This window comes from Nocardia salmonicida NBRC 13393 (assembly GCF_001613085.1).
Lineage (GTDB): Bacteria > Actinomycetota > Actinomycetes > Mycobacteriales > Mycobacteriaceae > Nocardia > Nocardia salmonicida.
Genome location: NZ_BDBR01000036.1, coordinates 49,037 through 64,054 on the forward strand (window position 1 = coordinate 49,037; position 15,018 = coordinate 64,054).

The window sequence follows — 15,018 nt, forward strand, 5'->3', positions numbered from 1 at the left end:
GGCCAGCCTAGTGGAGCCCCAACGCAGAACTGCCGCACCATCCGGGGATGATGCGGCAGTCCGAAACGCAGTCGATCAGATCGGGAGCTTGCGGAAGATCGGGCGCGGCACGTGGCGCAGGGCCGACATCAGGAAGCGGGCCTCGCCGGGGGCCCAGACGATCTCGGTGCCCTTCTCCGAGGCGGCGACGGCGAGCTTGGCGACGTCTTCCGGGTCGACGGTGAGCGGGGCTTCCTTGGAGCCGGTGGCTTCCCAGTGGGCCTTGGTCGCCGAGGTGCGCACCTGCATCGGGCGGATGACGGTGACGCGAGGGCCGAAGGGGCGCAGCGCTTCGCCGAGGCCGAGATAGAAGCCGTCGAGCCCCGCCTTGGTGGAGCCGTAGACGAAGTTGGAGCGGCGAACGCGCTCACCGGCCACCGAGGACATCACGATGATCCGGCCGTGGCCCTGTGCCTTGAACTTGTCGCCGACCAGCACGCCCACCGAGACACCGGCGGTGTAGTTGATGCCGACGGTCATGACCGCCTTGCGCTGGTTCTGCCACAGCTCCTCGGCATCGCCGAGCACACCGAACGCCACGATCGCGACATCGACGTCACCCGCGGCGAACGCCGAATCGACGACCTTCGGGTGCGAGTCGGTGTCGAGCGCGTCGAAGTCGATGACGTCGACCTGGGTCGCGCCTGCGGCCTTCAGCGTGGTGACGGCGTTCTCGAGCAGCGGATCGCCGGGCAGGTTCGCCAGGATGACCCGGGCCGGGCTCTTGCGCAGGTACTCGGCGCAGATCGCGAGACCGATCTCGGAGGTGCCGCCGAAGAGCAGGATGGTCTGCGGGTTGCCAACTGCGTTGATCACTGGAGCTCCAGCCTCCTGGCCATATCGGACATGAACACGCCATTCGGGTCGACGCTGCGGCGGATCTTGATCCACTCGTCGATCCGCGGGTACATCTTGTGGAACGCCTCGGCGGAAGTGCGCGAGTCCTTCGCGGTGTACAGCCGCCCGCCGAACTCCATCACGCGCCGGTCCAGATCGGTGACCAGCTCGTTGAGGCCCTTCTTGATCGGGAAGTCGACGCAGATGTTCCAGCCCGGCATCGGGAAGCTCAAGGGAGCCTGGTTACCCGGACCGAACAGCTTGAACACATTCAGCGCCGAGTAGTGCCCGGACGCCTGGATGTCGATGATGATCCGCTTGAATTCCTCGACGGCCTCGGTCGGCACCACGAACTGGTACTGCAGAAAACCGTTGGAGCCGTAGCCCCGGTTCCACTCCGAGATCATGTCGAGCGGGTGGTAGAACTGCGTCAGATTCTGCACCTTGCCGGTGTAGTTCCCGCCCATCGCGTAGTACGCCTCACCGACGGCCGACAGCGTCAGCTTGTTCATGGTGAAGTTCGGGAAGATATCCGGCACCGTCATCAAGTGGGGCGCGTCGAACGCGAGCGGCTTCTTCTGCAGCTTCTTGGGCAGCTCGTCGAGCTTGGCGAGGCGGCCTCGGGTGATCGTGCTGCGACCGAGCTTGGGCAGCGGACTGATCACGTCGAACCACGCGCTCGAGTACGTGTAGTCCGCTTCGCTGCCGTCGCTGTGTGCCGCGATCGTCTCGTCCAGCGTCGAGGTCTTGACGCCGTCGTTGAGGAAGTACGCGGTCTCGGTGGGCGCCATCTCGATGGTGGCGCGCAGGATGATGCCGGTCAGGCCGTTGCCGCCGACAGTCGCCCAGAACAGCTCGGCGTCCTCGGTCGGCGAGATCGTGCGCACCGCGCCGTCGGCGGTGAGCAGGTCGATCGAGCGGACGTGGTTGCCGAAGCTGCCCTCGCTGTGGTGGTTCTTGCCGTGGATATCGGAGGCGATGGCGCCGCCGATGGTCACCTGGCGAGTACCGGGTAGCACGGGCACCCACAGGCCGAACGGCAGCGCGGCCTTCATCAGCTGGTCCAGGCTCACACCGCCGTCCACCTCGACCATGCGTGAATCGCGGTCGATGCGGTGAATGCGGTTGAGCGCGGGCATGTCGATGACGAGCCCGCCCGCGTTCTGGGCGTGATCGCCGTACGAGCGGCCTAGGCCACGCGCGATCACGCCACGTCGCAGATGCGCCGGCTTCGAGTCGTTGTCCTGCGCCACCATGCTCACGGCCTTGGCGATCAGTTCCGGATCGCTGGTCGAGAGCACTTCGGCGGAGGTGGGTGCGGTGCGACCCCAACCGGTGAGCTTGCGGGTGCGCGTGGGTAGCGCGAACGCGTCATCGTTGGTGGTCGAAATGTTCTCAGACATCGGCTAAGAGGCTACATGCATGGCGCGAGGAGCGACCGGTCTCGTAGTCTTCCTCACGTGCAAGCCCAACCGCATCTGCCGCTGCCCGCCGAAATTCCCCTGGTCGACGAGCCAGGAGGGACCGATGTAGACCTCAAGACGCAGATCGTGCGGTTCACGCTGACCGGTGGTTTGTCGGCTGTCGTCGACTTCGGCCTGCTCACCCTGCTGTCGAACGTGCTCGGTTTGCCGGAGGTTCTCGCCAAGGCGATCAGCTTCATCGCGGGCACGACCACCGCGTACCTGATCAATCGGCGCTGGACGTTCAACGCCGAGCCGAGCAGGGCACGGTTCCTCGCGGTGGTCGCGCTGTACGCGGTGACCTTCGCCGTGCAGGTCGGGATCTACGCGGCGATGTACTTCGCGCTGGCCGACGAGTGGTGGCGTCAGCCCCTCGCGTTCGTCGTCGCGCAGGGCACCGCAACGGTCATCAACTTCGTGGTGCAGCGTGCGGTGATCTTCAAGCTCGGGTAGGTCAGCCCGCTTTGGCCTCGACATGCTGTCGGCCCGCCTTGACGCCGAAGTAGTCGCCACCCTTGGCGCGCACGTTGTCGGTACCCCATTCGCGCTGATCCCGCGCGACCGGCGCCATCTGCGGAATGTGTTTGCGGCAGTGGATGTAGGCCTCCTCGACATCGACGACGACCCACACCTGCGAGGTTTTCCCCCGCTCGGCAGGTGGCAGGTCGGTGACGGTGCCGCGCAGCTCGTTATCGGCGACCATGCGGGCTTTCCCGTTGATGTGCAGGCCGATGAGGTCGCGAACGAAGTCGATCATCAGGATCCCGACGTGCGGGTTCTCGAGGATATTGCCCAGGCTGGCCATCACCCCGTTACCTCGATACTCGGGGTACGCAATCGTGCGATCGTCGATCACGTGCAGAAATCCGGGCGTTCCGGCCCGGAAGCTGGAGTCACATTCCCCGTGTGAATCGGCGGTGGCGATGAAGGCCATGTCCATGCGGGCGACGAAATCCACCATTGTGGGGTTCAGGTAGTCGATCACCTGGTCGTCGTAGAAACGCTCGGCTCTGTCCGAGGTGCCCAACGTGTCCTGTAGCTCGTGTTCTCCGTCGCTGCCGACGAAATTTTCGGGCATCGGGCCCCCTCTGCTAGCCGTACCGGTTGATGCGGGCCTCTAGACGAAACCCCCGCTGTGACCGCAATCTCACCCAGTCTAGGGGACTCTCACTGTCGGTGGGGCGTCTCCATTGTTGCGAATGGGATGAAAGCCGAGTTTGCGCAACAGTTTCCAGGCCGGGACCGATCAGGCCGGACCTACCGTCACCGGCACTCCGTTGAACACAGCGGTGCCGGACACCGCGTCGACCACCGAATCATCGGTCAGCACATTGGCATTCACCCCGGCGTGCGCCAGCGCGACCGACTGGGTGGTGCTCGTGCCGTGGCCCCAACCGTGCGGCAGGCTCACCACGCCGGGCATGATCGTCGGCGTCAGCTCCACTTGCACCGTCAACGAGCCGGCCGCCGAGGTGATCTCGGCCTGTTCGCCGAGACCGAGACGGGTCGCGTCGTCGGGGTGTACCTGCAGCGTGCAGCGGTTGGAGCCGCCGACCAGGCCCGAGATGTTGTGCATCCAGCTGTTGTTGGAGCGCAGCTGACGTCGTCCGATCAGCACCATCGCGGGCGCGATGTTCGCCAGTCCGGCCCGCAGGCGCGTCACGTCCGCCAGCAGTTGCGGCGGGGCAAGCTCGACCCTCTTCGACGCGGTGCGCAAGATGCCGGGCAGCCGCGGCCGCAGCGGGCCGAGGTCGATGCCGTGCGGGTTGTCGAGCAGGGTTTTCAGGCTCAGTTCACCACCGTTCCAGGCACCGTACGGGCCGAGCTTGAGCATCAGATCGAGGCGCTGCTCAGTGGTGTTCGCGCCGGTCAGCTCCTCGCGGCGTTCGCTCATGTCGGCCTTGTGCAGGGTGCCCGCGATGACGAGTTCGTCGATCATCGCGATCGGGCTCGCCGCTCCCGTTCCGGTATGGGGCTGACCGCTCACCGCGGCCGCGAGGCGGGCCACCACCGCCGATTCCGACGGCCGATCGCCCAGGGGAACCACCGGCGGTGAGTAGCGCGCGTAGTTGCGCACCGCGAACTGCAGCAGCGCGAAATCGAAGTGCGGCGACTGCACCGAGCGCGGCGGCGGCAGGATCACATTCGCGTGTCTGGTGGTTTCGTTGACGTAGCGATCGACACTGACCATGAACTCCAGCCCGGCCAGACCCTTGTCCAGTCGCGCGCCGCTCGGCGCGGAGAGCACCGGGTTGCCCGCGACCGTCACCAGCGCCTTGATCTGCCCCTCACCCGGGGTTTCGATCTCGTCGGCCAGGGTGGCGACGGGCAGTTCGCCCATCGACTCCGGCAGCTCGCGAACGCGGCTGGTCCAGCGGCCCAGCCGGAACGGCTTGGATCGCTGCACTCCGCCCGCCGCCGCGTCGGCGAACATGGCGCCGCCGGGGGAGTCGAGGTTGCCGGTGAGGGTGTTGACGGCGTCGACCAGCCACTGGGTGAGCGTGCCGAACTCCGCGGTGCAGGTGCCGATCCGCGCGTACACAGCTGACGTGGGCGCGGCGGCGAGTTCGCGGGTCAGTACGCGGATCGTGTCGGCGGAGATGCCGGTGCGCTCGGCCACCGCTTCGGGCGGGAACTCGAGCGCGGCAGCGCGCAGTTCGTCGAGCCCGGCGACGTCGACGCGCACGTCCGTGAGACCTTCCTCGAACAGCGTGTACACCACCCCGAACAGCAGATAGGCATCGGCGCCCGGCCGGATGAACAGGTGCTGGTCGGCGAGTGCGGCGGTTCTGGTCTCGCGCGGATCGACCACGACCAGCTTGCCCCCGCGAGCCCGCAACGCCTTGAGCCGGCCGGGAAAATCGGGCGCCGTGCACAGCGACCCGTTGGACTCGAGCGGATTGGCGCCGAGCATCAGCAGGAAATCGGTGCGGTCGAGGTCGGGGACCGGGACCTTGAGCGGGTCGCCGAACATGAGCCCGGCCGCGACCTGTTTCGGCATCTGATCGGCCGAACTCGCGGTGTAGACGTGGCGGGTGCTCAACGCGCGGATGAGCGCGGGCAGATAGAGCGCGCCCGCGACGGTGTGCGCGTTGGGATTGCCCAGGTACATGGCGGACGAGCCGCGGGGGATCTCGGCGAAGGCGGCCGCGATCAAGTCGAACGCCTCGTCCCAGCCCGCGGCGCGGAATCCGTCACCGTCGCGGATCAGCGGGGTGGTGACCAGGTCGGGATCGTTGTCGAGTTGGCCGAAGCTGGCGCCCTTCGGGCACAGGAAGCCCTTGCTGAACGGGTCGTCGCGATCACCGCGTACCGACAACACCCGGTCGGCGTCGTCGAGAGTGAGCGTGAGACCGCAGACGGCCTCACACAGCGGACAGGTACGCAGAGCGGTCCGAGAAGACAGCGAACGAGAAGCCATGTCTCATGCTTACGCCCACCGGGGTGGGCGATGGCCGGAAACGCCGAAAACCCGCGAGCTGCGACGTCGGGGAGGCGTCGCGGATCGCGGGTTCGGGCTGGTTCAGGTCAGCTGGCCAGAGTCAGCGCGGTGCGCTTGCCGGTCTGCTTGGTGCCGGACTGCTTGCGCGCCATCGCCGAGCGCACGGCCGCACCGAGGGCGACGACCGGCGGGATCCAGCGGGCCTCGGTGGGAGCGACACTCCAGGAGGCGCTGCCCGCGGCCAGCTGGGTCGGCGGCAGCGGGATGCTCGCACCGTCGGTGTGCACGATGACGCCGGCCTCACGCATGGCCTCGATCGCCATGGCGGCCTTGCGGACTCCGGTGACCAGGTGGATCTCGCGACGCTCCTGGCCCGGGATCTCGATCACGGGGCCGGACAGGTTGTTGGCGCGCAGGAAGCGGCGGACATCGCCCGCGATCTCACCGGTGATCTCGATGGCCGAGACCTCGTCATCGGTGATCAAGCACAGACCATTGGTGGTTTCAGCGACCGTCCATCCACGCGCGGTGTACTCCTGCGCGGCGGCACCTTTGTCGGCGGCCGTAGTGGTGGTCGGAAACGTCGTGCGCACTGTGTGTTCTCCATTCCCCGAAGAGCTCTGTTCCTGCGTTCATGGGCGTATCGGCGCGGGGTAGTCCACTTGTTACGCCGTTACCGAAAAATATTCGAGAGTGTCTGCTTCGTCTCAGTTCGGTAACCTTCGCTATCGCAGGTATGGCGCCGCCCGGGTTGGCGTAGGGGCCGAAAGCGGGCAGGATTCGGACTATGACCGAAGCGCCTGGCACCCCCGAGTCGAACGACGAGGATGCCGAGGAGTTCGAAGCCGAATCGCGTTGGCTCTCTTGGAAAGAGAGCGACGGAAAGCGTCCGGCTCGTCCTGCCGAGGGTACGTACGAGGCAGACCTGGCACGCGACGCGGGGTTCGAAGAGCCCTTCCGCACTACCGGTTCGGCCAAACAGTGGGCTGCCGAAGCGGGCCGTTCCCTGCTCGACGTGCAGTTCCGCAGGCCCGCGACCAGGACATTGCTGCCGCTCGCCTACGTTCTCGGCGTCGTTTCCTTCGGCATCGGCGTGCCGATCGCGCTCACGGTGCTGATGTGGAGGGCCTCGGCGCTGCTGGGGGTGCTCGCCGCGCTCGTCGCCGTGCCGCTGGGGCTCACCATCGCGGCCTCGGTGCGCCTGATGCTCGAATTCGCCGACAACGCGGCCCGGCTGGCAGGCCGCGTCGAGCACATCAGCGAACTGGCCGATGGCCTGTTCCAGGCCCTGTCCGATGTCGCCGAGCCGGTGAACCAACTCTCCGAAGATGTTCGAGCAGTGCAGTTCTGGCGGTTCCGCAAGAAAAAATAGGTCTTGCGCAGTGTCCGATTCATTGTGAAACAATCCGTACGCAGATCCGACGATATGTCGGCCGCGTAGGGCGGTCTCCGAAAGTTCTGTCCGGAGGCCGGAGTTCGGATACAGGGGGGAAGTATGGCTTCACCACAGGGCGTCACGGGTTCCACGATGCCGCGCAGGCAGTTGGGCAGGCACTTACGTGACCTGCGCAATCGTGCGCGGATGACAACGAGAACCGCGGCGGCGCAACTGGAGTGGTCGGAAGCGAAGATCTGGCGGATCGAAACGGGGCAGACGTCGTTGCGCAGCCTCGACGTCGAGGCCATGTGCAAGGTGTACGGCGCGCCGGCCGATCTGGTCGAACCGCTGGCCGCCCTGGCTCGCGAAACCAAGGCGCGGGGTTGGTGGACGAGCTACGGCGATGTGATCGCGGAGGGCTTCGAGGTCTACATCGGCCTCGAGGAAGCCGCGTCGGGGCTGGCACTCTACGAGGACGGCCTGATCCCGGCGCTGTTGCAGACTCAGGACTACGCGAAAGCGCTGTTCGAGCAAACGATTCCGGACCTGACCGAGGCAGAGCTCGAGCGCAGGCTGCGGGTGCTCGCCGCCAGGCAGGCCCTGGTCACCAGGGCCGATGCCCCGTTGCGGCTGGACGTGGTGCTGGCCGAGTCGGTGCTCACCCGCTTCATCGGTGACGAGCGCGTGCGCGCGGGCCAGCTCGCGCGATTGCGGGAGCTGGCCGAGCGCGACACGGTGCGCATCCAGGTGGTTCCCGGCGATTCCGGCTATCACGCCGGTCTCGAATCCGGCCGGTTCGTGATCCTGGATTTCGGGGTCGACGATTCGGTGGATCGACCGGAGCCGCCGGTGGTCTACGTGGAAACCTTCGCGGGCAGCAGCTATCTGGACAAACCGGCCGAATGCGACCGCTACCGGCGGGCGTTCACCGACATCACCGTGGCGGCTACGGGCACGCTGTAGGGCTGTCCCACGACCCGGCGAGCACCGAACGGTGGGTGGGCAGGGCGCGGTCGTAGACCGCCCTGCCCTTGTCGGTGAGTTGGACGAAGATGGCGCGACGGTCGAGATCGCACATGCTCCGCTCGACCAGTCCGTCGCGTTCCAGTCTGGCCACCGCGCGCGACAGCGCGCTCTGGCTCAGGTAGATGTCCTGGGCCAGTTCCGTCATGCGGTACTTCTGACACGCCGCGTCGACCAGCCGGTCCAGCGTTTCGAATTCGCTGAGGCCGATCTCGTGGTCCCTTTGGAGCGCCTTCTCCAGGGCGCAACTCACGGCGGCATGCCTGCCGAGCAGTTCGCGCCACTGACCGACCAGCTCGGTGGGCGCTTCAGTGCGCCGAGCTGACGTTGCGGCCGGGTTCATGGCCTCATCTTAGTGGTCCGCCCCTGTTCATGCAACGGCATTTTATGTGTTGGCAATTAATGCACACGCATGTAATGTCCTCCGCATGACTTCGCCAGCAACGCTTTCGGCCGCAGATCAGGCGACCGATCCCACCAGGTGGCCCCTCCGGCTCTGGGGCATGCTGATCACTCTGTGCATCGTTCTCTTCCTCGACGGGCTCGACGTCTCGATGATCGGCGTCGCGCTGCCGTCCATCGGCGCCGAACTCGATCTGTCCACCTCCACCCTGCAGTGGCTCGTCAGCGGCTACATCCTCGGCTACGGCGGCCTGTTGCTGCTGGGCGGACGCACCGCCGACCTGCTCGGACGCCGCAAGGTCTTCCTCATCGCACTCGCGGTGTTCGCCGTCGCATCACTGGTCGGCGGCCTGGTGAGCGACCCCGCTCTGCTGATCGCCACCCGTTTCGTCAAGGGCCTGGCCGCCGCGTTCACCGCGCCGACCGGCCTGTCGATCATCACCACCACGTTCGCCGAAGGAAAAGCGCGCAACAAGGCGCTGTCGATCTACACCGTCTTCGGTGCGGGCGGCTACTCCATGGGTCTGCTGTTCGGTGGCCTGATGACCGGCGTCGGCTGGCGCTGGACCTTCCTGCTGCCCGTCCCGATCGCCGTCGCCGCGCTGATCGCCGCGTTCGCGCTGGTGCCCGAGGACGGTAAGGCCGAAGAGGGCGGACACGATCTACTCGGTGCGCTCCTGTCGACGGCGGGCATGTTGTTGCTGGTCTACACCGTGGTCACCGCGCCGGAAGTCGGATGGGCCTCGGGCCGCACCATCGGTTCGTTCCTCGCCGTGATCGCCCTGTTCGCCGCGTTCGTCGTCACCGAACAGCGCGTGAAGCACCCGCTGGTTCGCCTCGGCATCCTGCGCAAGGCCTCGCTCGTGCGAGCCAGCCTGGCCATCATCGCGGTCGCCGGTTCGTACTTCTCCTGGCAGTTCATCGTGACCCTGTACATGCAGGACACCCTGGAATGGTCGGCGCTGAAGCTGGCGATGGCCCTGCTGCCGGTGGGCATCCTGGTCGTCGGGTCGGCGTTCTTCTCCGAGAAGCTGATCGACCGTTTCGGCACCGGGCCGGTCATCGCGGTCACCATGAGCGTGATGGCGATCGGCTACCTGCTGTTCCTGCGGATCGACACGGCACCCGGCTACTTCACCGTGCTGCTGCCCGCGATCCTGTTGATCGGCATCGGCTGGGTCGGTTTCCCGGCGATCAATGTGCAGGCCACCAGCGGTATCGACGACGACGAACAGGGTCTCGCGGCAGGCGTGCTGCAGACCTCCATGCAGGTCGGCGCGGCCATCGTGCTCGCGGTGACCACCGCCATCGTCACCTCCGGCGGGCACGGAACGAGTGCCACTCCGCAACAGATGCTCGACACCTACCGGCCGGGCCTCGAGTTCGCGGCGGGCGTCACCATCGTCGGCGCGCTGGTCGCACTGACGGTGTTCCTGCCCAGGTTCCGCAAGCCCGCCCAGGACACACCGGTCGTCGAGGCGAAGGTTCTCGAACCGGTCGCCTGATCGGATAACGCCGAACGGCACCACCTCGCGCGGGTGGTGCCGTTCAGCGTTTCACGTGAATCAGTCGGAAAACTTCGGCGCTGCTTCGTCTTTCGCCGAGCGAACGTAGGTCAGCGGGCGGCCGTCGCGGCCCTCGGTCGGCCAGGCGATAGCGAGGCGCGGATCGAAAGCGTCCATGTCCCTGTCGAATTCGGGGGAGTACTCAAGCGAGCAGAGGTAGGTCACCGTCGAGCGGTTCTCCAGCGAGAGGATGGCATGGCCGAGGCCCTCGGACAGGAACACCGAGCGGCGCGACACGTCATCGAGCAACACACTGTCCCACCGGCCGTAGGTCGGCGAGCCGGGTCGCAGGTCGACCACCACGTCCAGGAACGCACCGCGTACACAGGTCACATACTTGGCCTGACCGGGCGGATCGTCGGTGTAATGGATCCCGCGCAGCACCCCGGCCGCCGAGACGGAGGTGTTCACCTGGTGCAGTTCGAACGGGCGCCCGGTGGCCTTCTCGAACTCCGAGGCCTTGAACGACTCACAGAACATGCCGCGGTCGTCGCCGAGCAGACGCGGGGTCACCACCCAGGCGCCAGGGATCGCCAGTTCACGAAACTCCATGCGTTACCAGTCTTTTCCGCGGTCGATCAGATCCAGCAGGTAGCGGCCGTAGCCCGAGCGCACCATCGGTTCGGCGAGCTTGCACAGCTGTTCGTCGGAGATCAGGCCGCGCCGCCACGCCACTTCTTCCGGCACGCCGATCTTGAGGCCCTGACGTTCCTCGATGGTGCGCACGTAATTGGCGGCATCGAGCAGGGAGTCGAAGGTGCCGGTGTCGAGCCAGGCGGTGCCGCGCGCCAGCACGTCGACACTGAGCCGGTTCTGTTCGAGATAGGCGCGGTTGATGTCGGTGATCTCGTACTCCCCGCGCGCCGACGGGCGTAGCTCGCGGGCGATCTCGACCACGTCGTTGTCGTAGAAGTAGAGGCCGGGGATGGCGTAGTTCGAGCGCGGGACCTTCGGCTTCTCCTCGATGGAGACCGCGCGGCCGTGATCGAACTCCACCACGCCGTACGCGGTGGGGTCCTTCACCCAGTAGGCGAACACCGCGCCGCCGTCGATGTCGTGGAAGCGTTCCAGGCTGGCGCCGAGACCGGGTCCGTGGAAGATGTTGTCGCCGAGGACCAGCGCCGCGGGTTCGGTGCCGATGTGGTCGGCCCCCAGTACGAAGGCCCGTGCGAGGCCGTCGGGTTCGGGCTGCACCACATAGCTGATCGCGACGCCGAACTGACTGCCGTCGCCCAGCAATCGGGAAAACGCGTCGGCGTCCTCCGGCGTGGTGATCACCAGAATGTCGTCGATCCCTGCCAGCATGAGGGTGGACAGCGGGTAGTAGACCATGGGTTTGTCGTAGACCGGGACGAGCTGCTTGCTCACCCCGCGCGTGATCGGGTGCAACCGTGAGCCGGTGCCGCCCGCCAAGATGATTCCGCGCATAGGTGGCAAGTCTGCCAGTTCCCTCCTCCCCGGAGACGGGGAGGTTCCGACACGTCGTCGAATTGATCACGAACGTTTGATGGCCGGGTGTGTCGGGCGATAACTGAGACAGACATGGCGCTCATCTGATTATGTGAGCTCCGATGTGTGAAACATCACTGTGTTAGATGTCAGCGCCGACATCCGATCCGGGGGGTTACGCCTTGATCAGGGGTCGACGCGCCAGCTGTGAGGTAGGTGCGCGATGGTAACCACGAAGATCACCGGCGTGATGGGTGGGCTCGCGCCCGTGGCCCCGATCGGCACCACGAGTAGGCCGGAGCCGGGCATCATCGTCAACTCCGGCCGGATCAGCACCTCCTCGCGGGTCCTGATGGGCGCCTGCCTCGGCCTGATCGGACCGCTGCTGCGCACCGTGCCGATCAACCGGGCCACCATTCCGGTCGGCGCCGTCGCGGTCGACCTGTTGTCGCGGCTGCGGCCCGAACCCCACGGCATCGAACGCGAGCAGATCCAGCTCAGCGATTTCAAGATGGAGATGGTGCGGCCCGCGGGCGGCTCGCGCGCGCTGCGCCACGGCGCGGTGCTGTACATGCACGGCGGCGGATTCGCGGTCTGCGGGTTGCAGACGCATCGCGCGATCGCGGCTGGACTGGCCAGGCGCACCGGACTGCCCGTACTCAATGTCGAATACCGGCAGCTGCCCGGCTCGATCGACGCGGCGATCGACGACTGCGTGCTCGCATACCGCTGGCTGCTTCGCCACGGCGCCGATCCGGCGCGCATCGTGTTCGCCGGTGATTCGGCGGGTGGGTTCCTGACCTTCGCCACCGCGATCCGCTCCCGCGAGATCGGCCTGCCGCTGCCCGCCGCCCTCGTCGGCCTCAGTCCGCTGCTCGATCTGGATTACCGGGCCAAAGAGGGGTACGTCAATGTCAACCGGGATGCCTACCTTCCGCTGAAAGGGCTCGAGGCTGTTGTCCACCTCGGCGCCGAGCACGAAGGTCCGCTCGATCCCGCGCTGTCGCCGGTCAACGCCGACCTGGCGGGAATGCCGCCGGTCCTGCTCATCGCGGCGGAGGACGAACTGCTGCGCTACGACTGTGAACTGATGGCCCAGCGGCTCACCGCCGCGGGCGTGCCGAACACGCTGGAGCTGTGGCGTGGGCAGGTGCACGCGTTCATGAGCATCCTGCCGAGCATGCCGGAGAGTCGTTCGGCGCTGGGACGGGTGGCGAAGTTCGTCCGCGGCGCGGTGGAACCGGCCCAGCGGGCCCGCACGGCCTGAGAACGGCTCGGGCGGTTCTGATCACGGTCGGCCGACCGAGCCACCTCGAACGTGAACGAAGCGGCCCCGCTCGGAGATCCGAGCGGGGCCGCTTTCCTTCTGTCCTACGGCGAAATTACTTGGCCGGGGGGGTGAAGGGCTGGCCGATCGTGGCGAAGTACTGGATCGCAGCACCGATCGCGACCGGGGCGGTGACGAAGATCTGGCCCAGGATGACGCCGAGGGCGCCGATGCTGGTAGCGCCGACGACGCAACCCGCGAGCGGGCCCGCGCCGAACAGAGCGAGCAGCACGCCGGTCGCGACCAGGCCGATCGCCGCACCGGTGACACAACCGATGGCAGCGCCGGCGAGGCCGCCGCCCAGGGTGCCGATGGTGGCGCCCATGGAGATGGTGGAGGTCAGACGGCTCCAGGCGGCCTGCTCACGCTCGTACTCGGTCTTCCACGGCGCTACGTTCTCGTAAGGCAGGGCGACGGGCTTGTAGACAGCCTTGGCCGGGTCCAGCTGCGGGGTCAGGGTGGCGGTGTTGCCCGAGATCTCGGCCGCGATCGGCAGCTCGAACTCGTCGAGGCGGAAGGTCAGCGGGGTACCGGCGACGGTGGTGCCGTTGGCAGCCTTGATCTTGAAGGCGCCGTCTTCGACGACCAGCGAGCCCGCGTCGGTGGTGATGACGGACTTGGAACCGTCGACAACCTCGGCGGTGTAGTTGATCGGGGCGGCCTCTTCGACCGGCGCGGCGTTGACGGTGCCGGCGGTGACGCCCATAGCAGCAATCAGCAGCGCCGACGTGGCGGCGAATTTCCTCATCAGCATTTTTGTTGAACCTCAAGTTTGGAGCGTGCGGAGGGGACGTGTAGATCAAAAGCTCCCGCAGCTAACCAGAGGTGAACCTGCTGTGACTGTTAGTTCAAGTTTTGTTCACCATTGATACCCCGATGCCGGTGCGCTGATAGAAACCTGAGCGTTGACCGGGGTTTTTCTCAGTAAAACCAACTCCTAGTCTTAACCTACTTGCAGGTAGTATGACATAGATCACAGTGTAAATAGAGGCCGAGTCACAGGTCGGAGACGTTCCAGCAACGCATAAAGGCGGCCCTTTCGTCACGAGGGCTCTCGGAATGCCCGTATCGTTGTCCGAGTGCGAGTGCTCGTAACCGGCGGGGCCGGGTTCATCGGTGCGAATTTCGTCCAGCAGACCGTGGCCACGCGCCCGGATGTCCAAGTGACCGTGCTCGACGCGCTCACTTACGCGGGCAACCGGGCGTCGCTGGATCCGGTAGCGGATCGGATCGAATTCGTGCACGGCGATATCGCCGATCTCGATCTGGTCGACAATCTGGTCAGCGGGGTGGACGCGGTGGTGCATTTCGCCGCCGAATCCCACAACGACAACTCCCTGGCCGAGCCGTGGCCGTTCGTGCAGACCAATATCGTCGGCACCTACTCGCTGCTGCAAGCCGTGCGGCGCCACGATGTGCGCTACCACCACATCTCCACCGACGAGGTGTACGGCGATCTGACCCCCGACGAGCCGGGTTTCACCGAGTCCACCGCCTACAACCCGTCGAGCCCGTATTCGGCCACCAAGGCGGGTAGCGACATGCTGGTACGCGCCTGGACCAGGTCGTTCGGTATCCGCGCCACCCTGTCGAACTGCTCGAACAACTACGGCCCGTATCAGCATGTGGAGAAATTCATCCCCCGTCAGATCACCAATCTGATCGACGGGGTGCGTCCGCGCCTCTACGGCGCAGGTCATCAGGTACGCGACTGGATTCACGTGGAGGACCACAACCGCGCGGTCTGGGACATTCTCGAGCGCGGCCGCACGGGGCGGACATATCTGATCGGGGCGCAGGGCGAGCTCGATAACCTCACTGTCGTCCAGCTCATCCTGCAGGCATTCGATCGCGAGCCCACCGATTTCGATCATGTGACGGATCGTCCAGGCCACGATCAGCGCTACGCCATCGACGCGAGCCTGCTGCGTGAGGAACTGGGCTGGTCACCGCGCTACGCGGACTTCCGGGCCGGGCTGGCCGACACCGTTGCCTGGTACCGCGACAACGAGAACTGGTGGCGATCGAAAAAGGCCGATACCGAACGCGCCTACGCGGCCGCGGGCGAAAAGACGCTGTAAACCCCCACCGTC

The 15,018-nt window shown here is 66.2% G+C and carries 15 protein-coding genes; 6 read left to right on the top strand and 9 right to left on the bottom strand.

What is annotated here, in order from left to right:
* Positions 1–75 precede the first annotated feature (75 nt).
* The gene (gene dprE2 / locus NS1_RS28575; RefSeq protein ID WP_056822241.1) at positions 76–855 is read right to left on the bottom strand and encodes a decaprenylphospho-beta-D-erythro-pentofuranosid-2-ulose 2-reductase; all 780 of its coding nucleotides are present in this window, start codon (positions 853–855) and stop codon (positions 76–78) included.
* Positions 852–2,279 carry a decaprenylphosphoryl-beta-D-ribose oxidase gene (gene dprE1 / locus NS1_RS28580; RefSeq protein ID WP_062989454.1) on the bottom strand — a complete coding sequence of 476 codons (1,428 nt, stop codon included), beginning with the start codon at positions 2,277–2,279 and terminating at the stop codon, positions 852–854. The genes dprE2 and dprE1 overlap by 4 nt, the downstream gene beginning before the upstream one ends.
* Positions 2,280–2,294: 15 nt before the next feature.
* On the opposite strand from dprE1, the gene NS1_RS28585 reads away from it, so the two are divergent.
* Positions 2,295–2,792 (top strand): GtrA family protein, encoded by a 498-nt coding sequence (locus tag NS1_RS28585; RefSeq protein ID WP_084504580.1) that lies wholly within the window; start codon positions 2,295–2,297, stop codon positions 2,790–2,792.
* A 1-nt stretch (position 2,793) separates the two neighbouring features.
* Here NS1_RS28585 and NS1_RS28590 read toward each other — a convergent pair whose 3' ends face one another.
* The 3 genes from NS1_RS28590 to NS1_RS28600 form a co-directional block, all read right to left on the bottom strand.
* Positions 2,794–3,417, bottom strand: a complete 624-nt coding sequence (locus NS1_RS28590) for a pyridoxamine 5'-phosphate oxidase family protein (protein ID WP_062989455.1) — start codon at positions 3,415–3,417, stop codon at positions 2,794–2,796.
* A 168-nt stretch (positions 3,418–3,585) separates the two neighbouring features.
* Positions 3,586–5,760: a molybdopterin oxidoreductase family protein gene (locus NS1_RS28595; protein WP_062989456.1), complete on the bottom strand. Its 2,175-nt coding sequence runs from the start codon at positions 5,758–5,760 to the stop codon at positions 3,586–3,588.
* A gap of 107 nt (positions 5,761–5,867) precedes the next feature.
* Positions 5,868–6,374, bottom strand: a complete 507-nt coding sequence (locus tag NS1_RS28600) for a hypothetical protein (protein ID WP_056822229.1) — start codon at positions 6,372–6,374, stop codon at positions 5,868–5,870.
* A 194-nt stretch (positions 6,375–6,568) separates the two neighbouring features.
* Between NS1_RS28600 and NS1_RS28605 the strand changes: the two genes are divergently transcribed.
* Both NS1_RS28605 and NS1_RS28610 read left to right on the top strand, forming a co-directional pair.
* Complete coding sequence (locus NS1_RS28605; RefSeq protein WP_056822226.1) at positions 6,569–7,153, top strand: DUF4282 domain-containing protein; 585 nt, start codon at positions 6,569–6,571, stop codon at positions 7,151–7,153.
* A gap of 123 nt (positions 7,154–7,276) precedes the next feature.
* Positions 7,277–8,122 carry a helix-turn-helix domain-containing protein gene (locus NS1_RS28610; protein ID WP_062989457.1) on the top strand — a complete coding sequence of 282 codons (846 nt, stop codon included), beginning with the start codon at positions 7,277–7,279 and terminating at the stop codon, positions 8,120–8,122.
* On the opposite strand, the gene NS1_RS28615 is transcribed toward NS1_RS28610, so the two are convergent.
* On the bottom strand, positions 8,106–8,525 hold the full coding sequence (locus NS1_RS28615; protein WP_056822221.1) for a MarR family transcriptional regulator: 420 nt from the start codon (positions 8,523–8,525) through the stop codon (positions 8,106–8,108). The genes NS1_RS28610 and NS1_RS28615 overlap by 17 nt on opposite strands.
* Positions 8,526–8,610: 85 nt before the next feature.
* Between NS1_RS28615 and NS1_RS28620 the strand changes: the two genes are divergently transcribed.
* Complete coding sequence (locus tag NS1_RS28620; protein ID WP_218019985.1) at positions 8,611–10,089, top strand: MFS transporter; 1,479 nt, start codon at positions 8,611–8,613, stop codon at positions 10,087–10,089.
* Between the two features lie 60 nt (positions 10,090–10,149).
* Here NS1_RS28620 and NS1_RS28625 read toward each other — a convergent pair whose 3' ends face one another.
* Positions 10,150–10,701: a dTDP-4-dehydrorhamnose 3,5-epimerase family protein gene (locus tag NS1_RS28625; protein WP_056822216.1), complete on the bottom strand. Its 552-nt coding sequence runs from the start codon at positions 10,699–10,701 to the stop codon at positions 10,150–10,152.
* A gap of 3 nt (positions 10,702–10,704) precedes the next feature.
* Positions 10,705–11,577: a glucose-1-phosphate thymidylyltransferase RfbA gene (gene rfbA / locus NS1_RS28630; protein WP_056822215.1), complete on the bottom strand. Its 873-nt coding sequence runs from the start codon at positions 11,575–11,577 to the stop codon at positions 10,705–10,707.
* Between the two features lie 244 nt (positions 11,578–11,821).
* Between rfbA and NS1_RS28635 the strand changes: the two genes are divergently transcribed.
* A complete protein-coding gene (locus NS1_RS28635) occupies positions 11,822–12,865 on the top strand; it encodes an alpha/beta hydrolase (protein WP_084504584.1) in 1,044 nt (347 codons plus the stop codon).
* A 115-nt stretch (positions 12,866–12,980) separates the two neighbouring features.
* Here NS1_RS28635 and NS1_RS28640 read toward each other — a convergent pair whose 3' ends face one another.
* Complete coding sequence (locus tag NS1_RS28640) at positions 12,981–13,679, bottom strand: DUF8020 domain-containing protein (RefSeq protein WP_062989459.1); 699 nt, start codon at positions 13,677–13,679, stop codon at positions 12,981–12,983.
* A 325-nt stretch (positions 13,680–14,004) separates the two neighbouring features.
* On the opposite strand from NS1_RS28640, the gene rfbB reads away from it, so the two are divergent.
* Positions 14,005–15,006 carry a dTDP-glucose 4,6-dehydratase gene (rfbB, locus tag NS1_RS28645; RefSeq protein WP_056822210.1) on the top strand — a complete coding sequence of 334 codons (1,002 nt, stop codon included), beginning with the start codon at positions 14,005–14,007 and terminating at the stop codon, positions 15,004–15,006.
* The last annotated feature ends 12 nt before the right edge of the window (positions 15,007–15,018 follow it).

What these genes read in the sequence shown, in the direction of transcription:
- NS1_RS28590 (WP_062989455.1), bottom strand. Translation starts at nt 3,417, where the DNA reads ATGCCCGAAAATTTCGTCGGCAGCGACGGAGAACACGAGCTACAGGAC.
- dprE1 (WP_062989454.1), bottom strand. Translation starts at nt 2,279, where the DNA reads ATGTCTGAGAACATTTCGACCACCAACGATGACGCGTTCGCGCTACCC.
- NS1_RS28605 (WP_056822226.1), top strand. Translation starts at nt 6,569, where the DNA reads ATGACCGAAGCGCCTGGCACCCCCGAGTCGAACGACGAGGATGCCGAG.
- NS1_RS28615 (WP_056822221.1), bottom strand. Translation starts at nt 8,525, where the DNA reads ATGAACCCGGCCGCAACGTCAGCTCGGCGCACTGAAGCGCCCACCGAG.
- NS1_RS28620 (WP_218019985.1), top strand. Translation starts at nt 8,611, where the DNA reads ATGACTTCGCCAGCAACGCTTTCGGCCGCAGATCAGGCGACCGATCCC.
- NS1_RS28610 (WP_062989457.1), top strand. Translation starts at nt 7,277, where the DNA reads ATGGCTTCACCACAGGGCGTCACGGGTTCCACGATGCCGCGCAGGCAG.
- rfbA (WP_056822215.1), bottom strand. Translation starts at nt 11,577, where the DNA reads ATGCGCGGAATCATCTTGGCGGGCGGCACCGGCTCACGGTTGCACCCG.
- NS1_RS28625 (WP_056822216.1), bottom strand. Translation starts at nt 10,701, where the DNA reads ATGGAGTTTCGTGAACTGGCGATCCCTGGCGCCTGGGTGGTGACCCCG.
- NS1_RS28640 (WP_062989459.1), bottom strand. Translation starts at nt 13,679, where the DNA reads ATGCTGATGAGGAAATTCGCCGCCACGTCGGCGCTGCTGATTGCTGCT.
- NS1_RS28585 (WP_084504580.1), top strand. Translation starts at nt 2,295, where the DNA reads ATGCATGGCGCGAGGAGCGACCGGTCTCGTAGTCTTCCTCACGTGCAA.
- NS1_RS28635 (WP_084504584.1), top strand. Translation starts at nt 11,822, where the DNA reads ATGGTAACCACGAAGATCACCGGCGTGATGGGTGGGCTCGCGCCCGTG.
- NS1_RS28595 (WP_062989456.1), bottom strand. Translation starts at nt 5,760, where the DNA reads ATGGCTTCTCGTTCGCTGTCTTCTCGGACCGCTCTGCGTACCTGTCCG.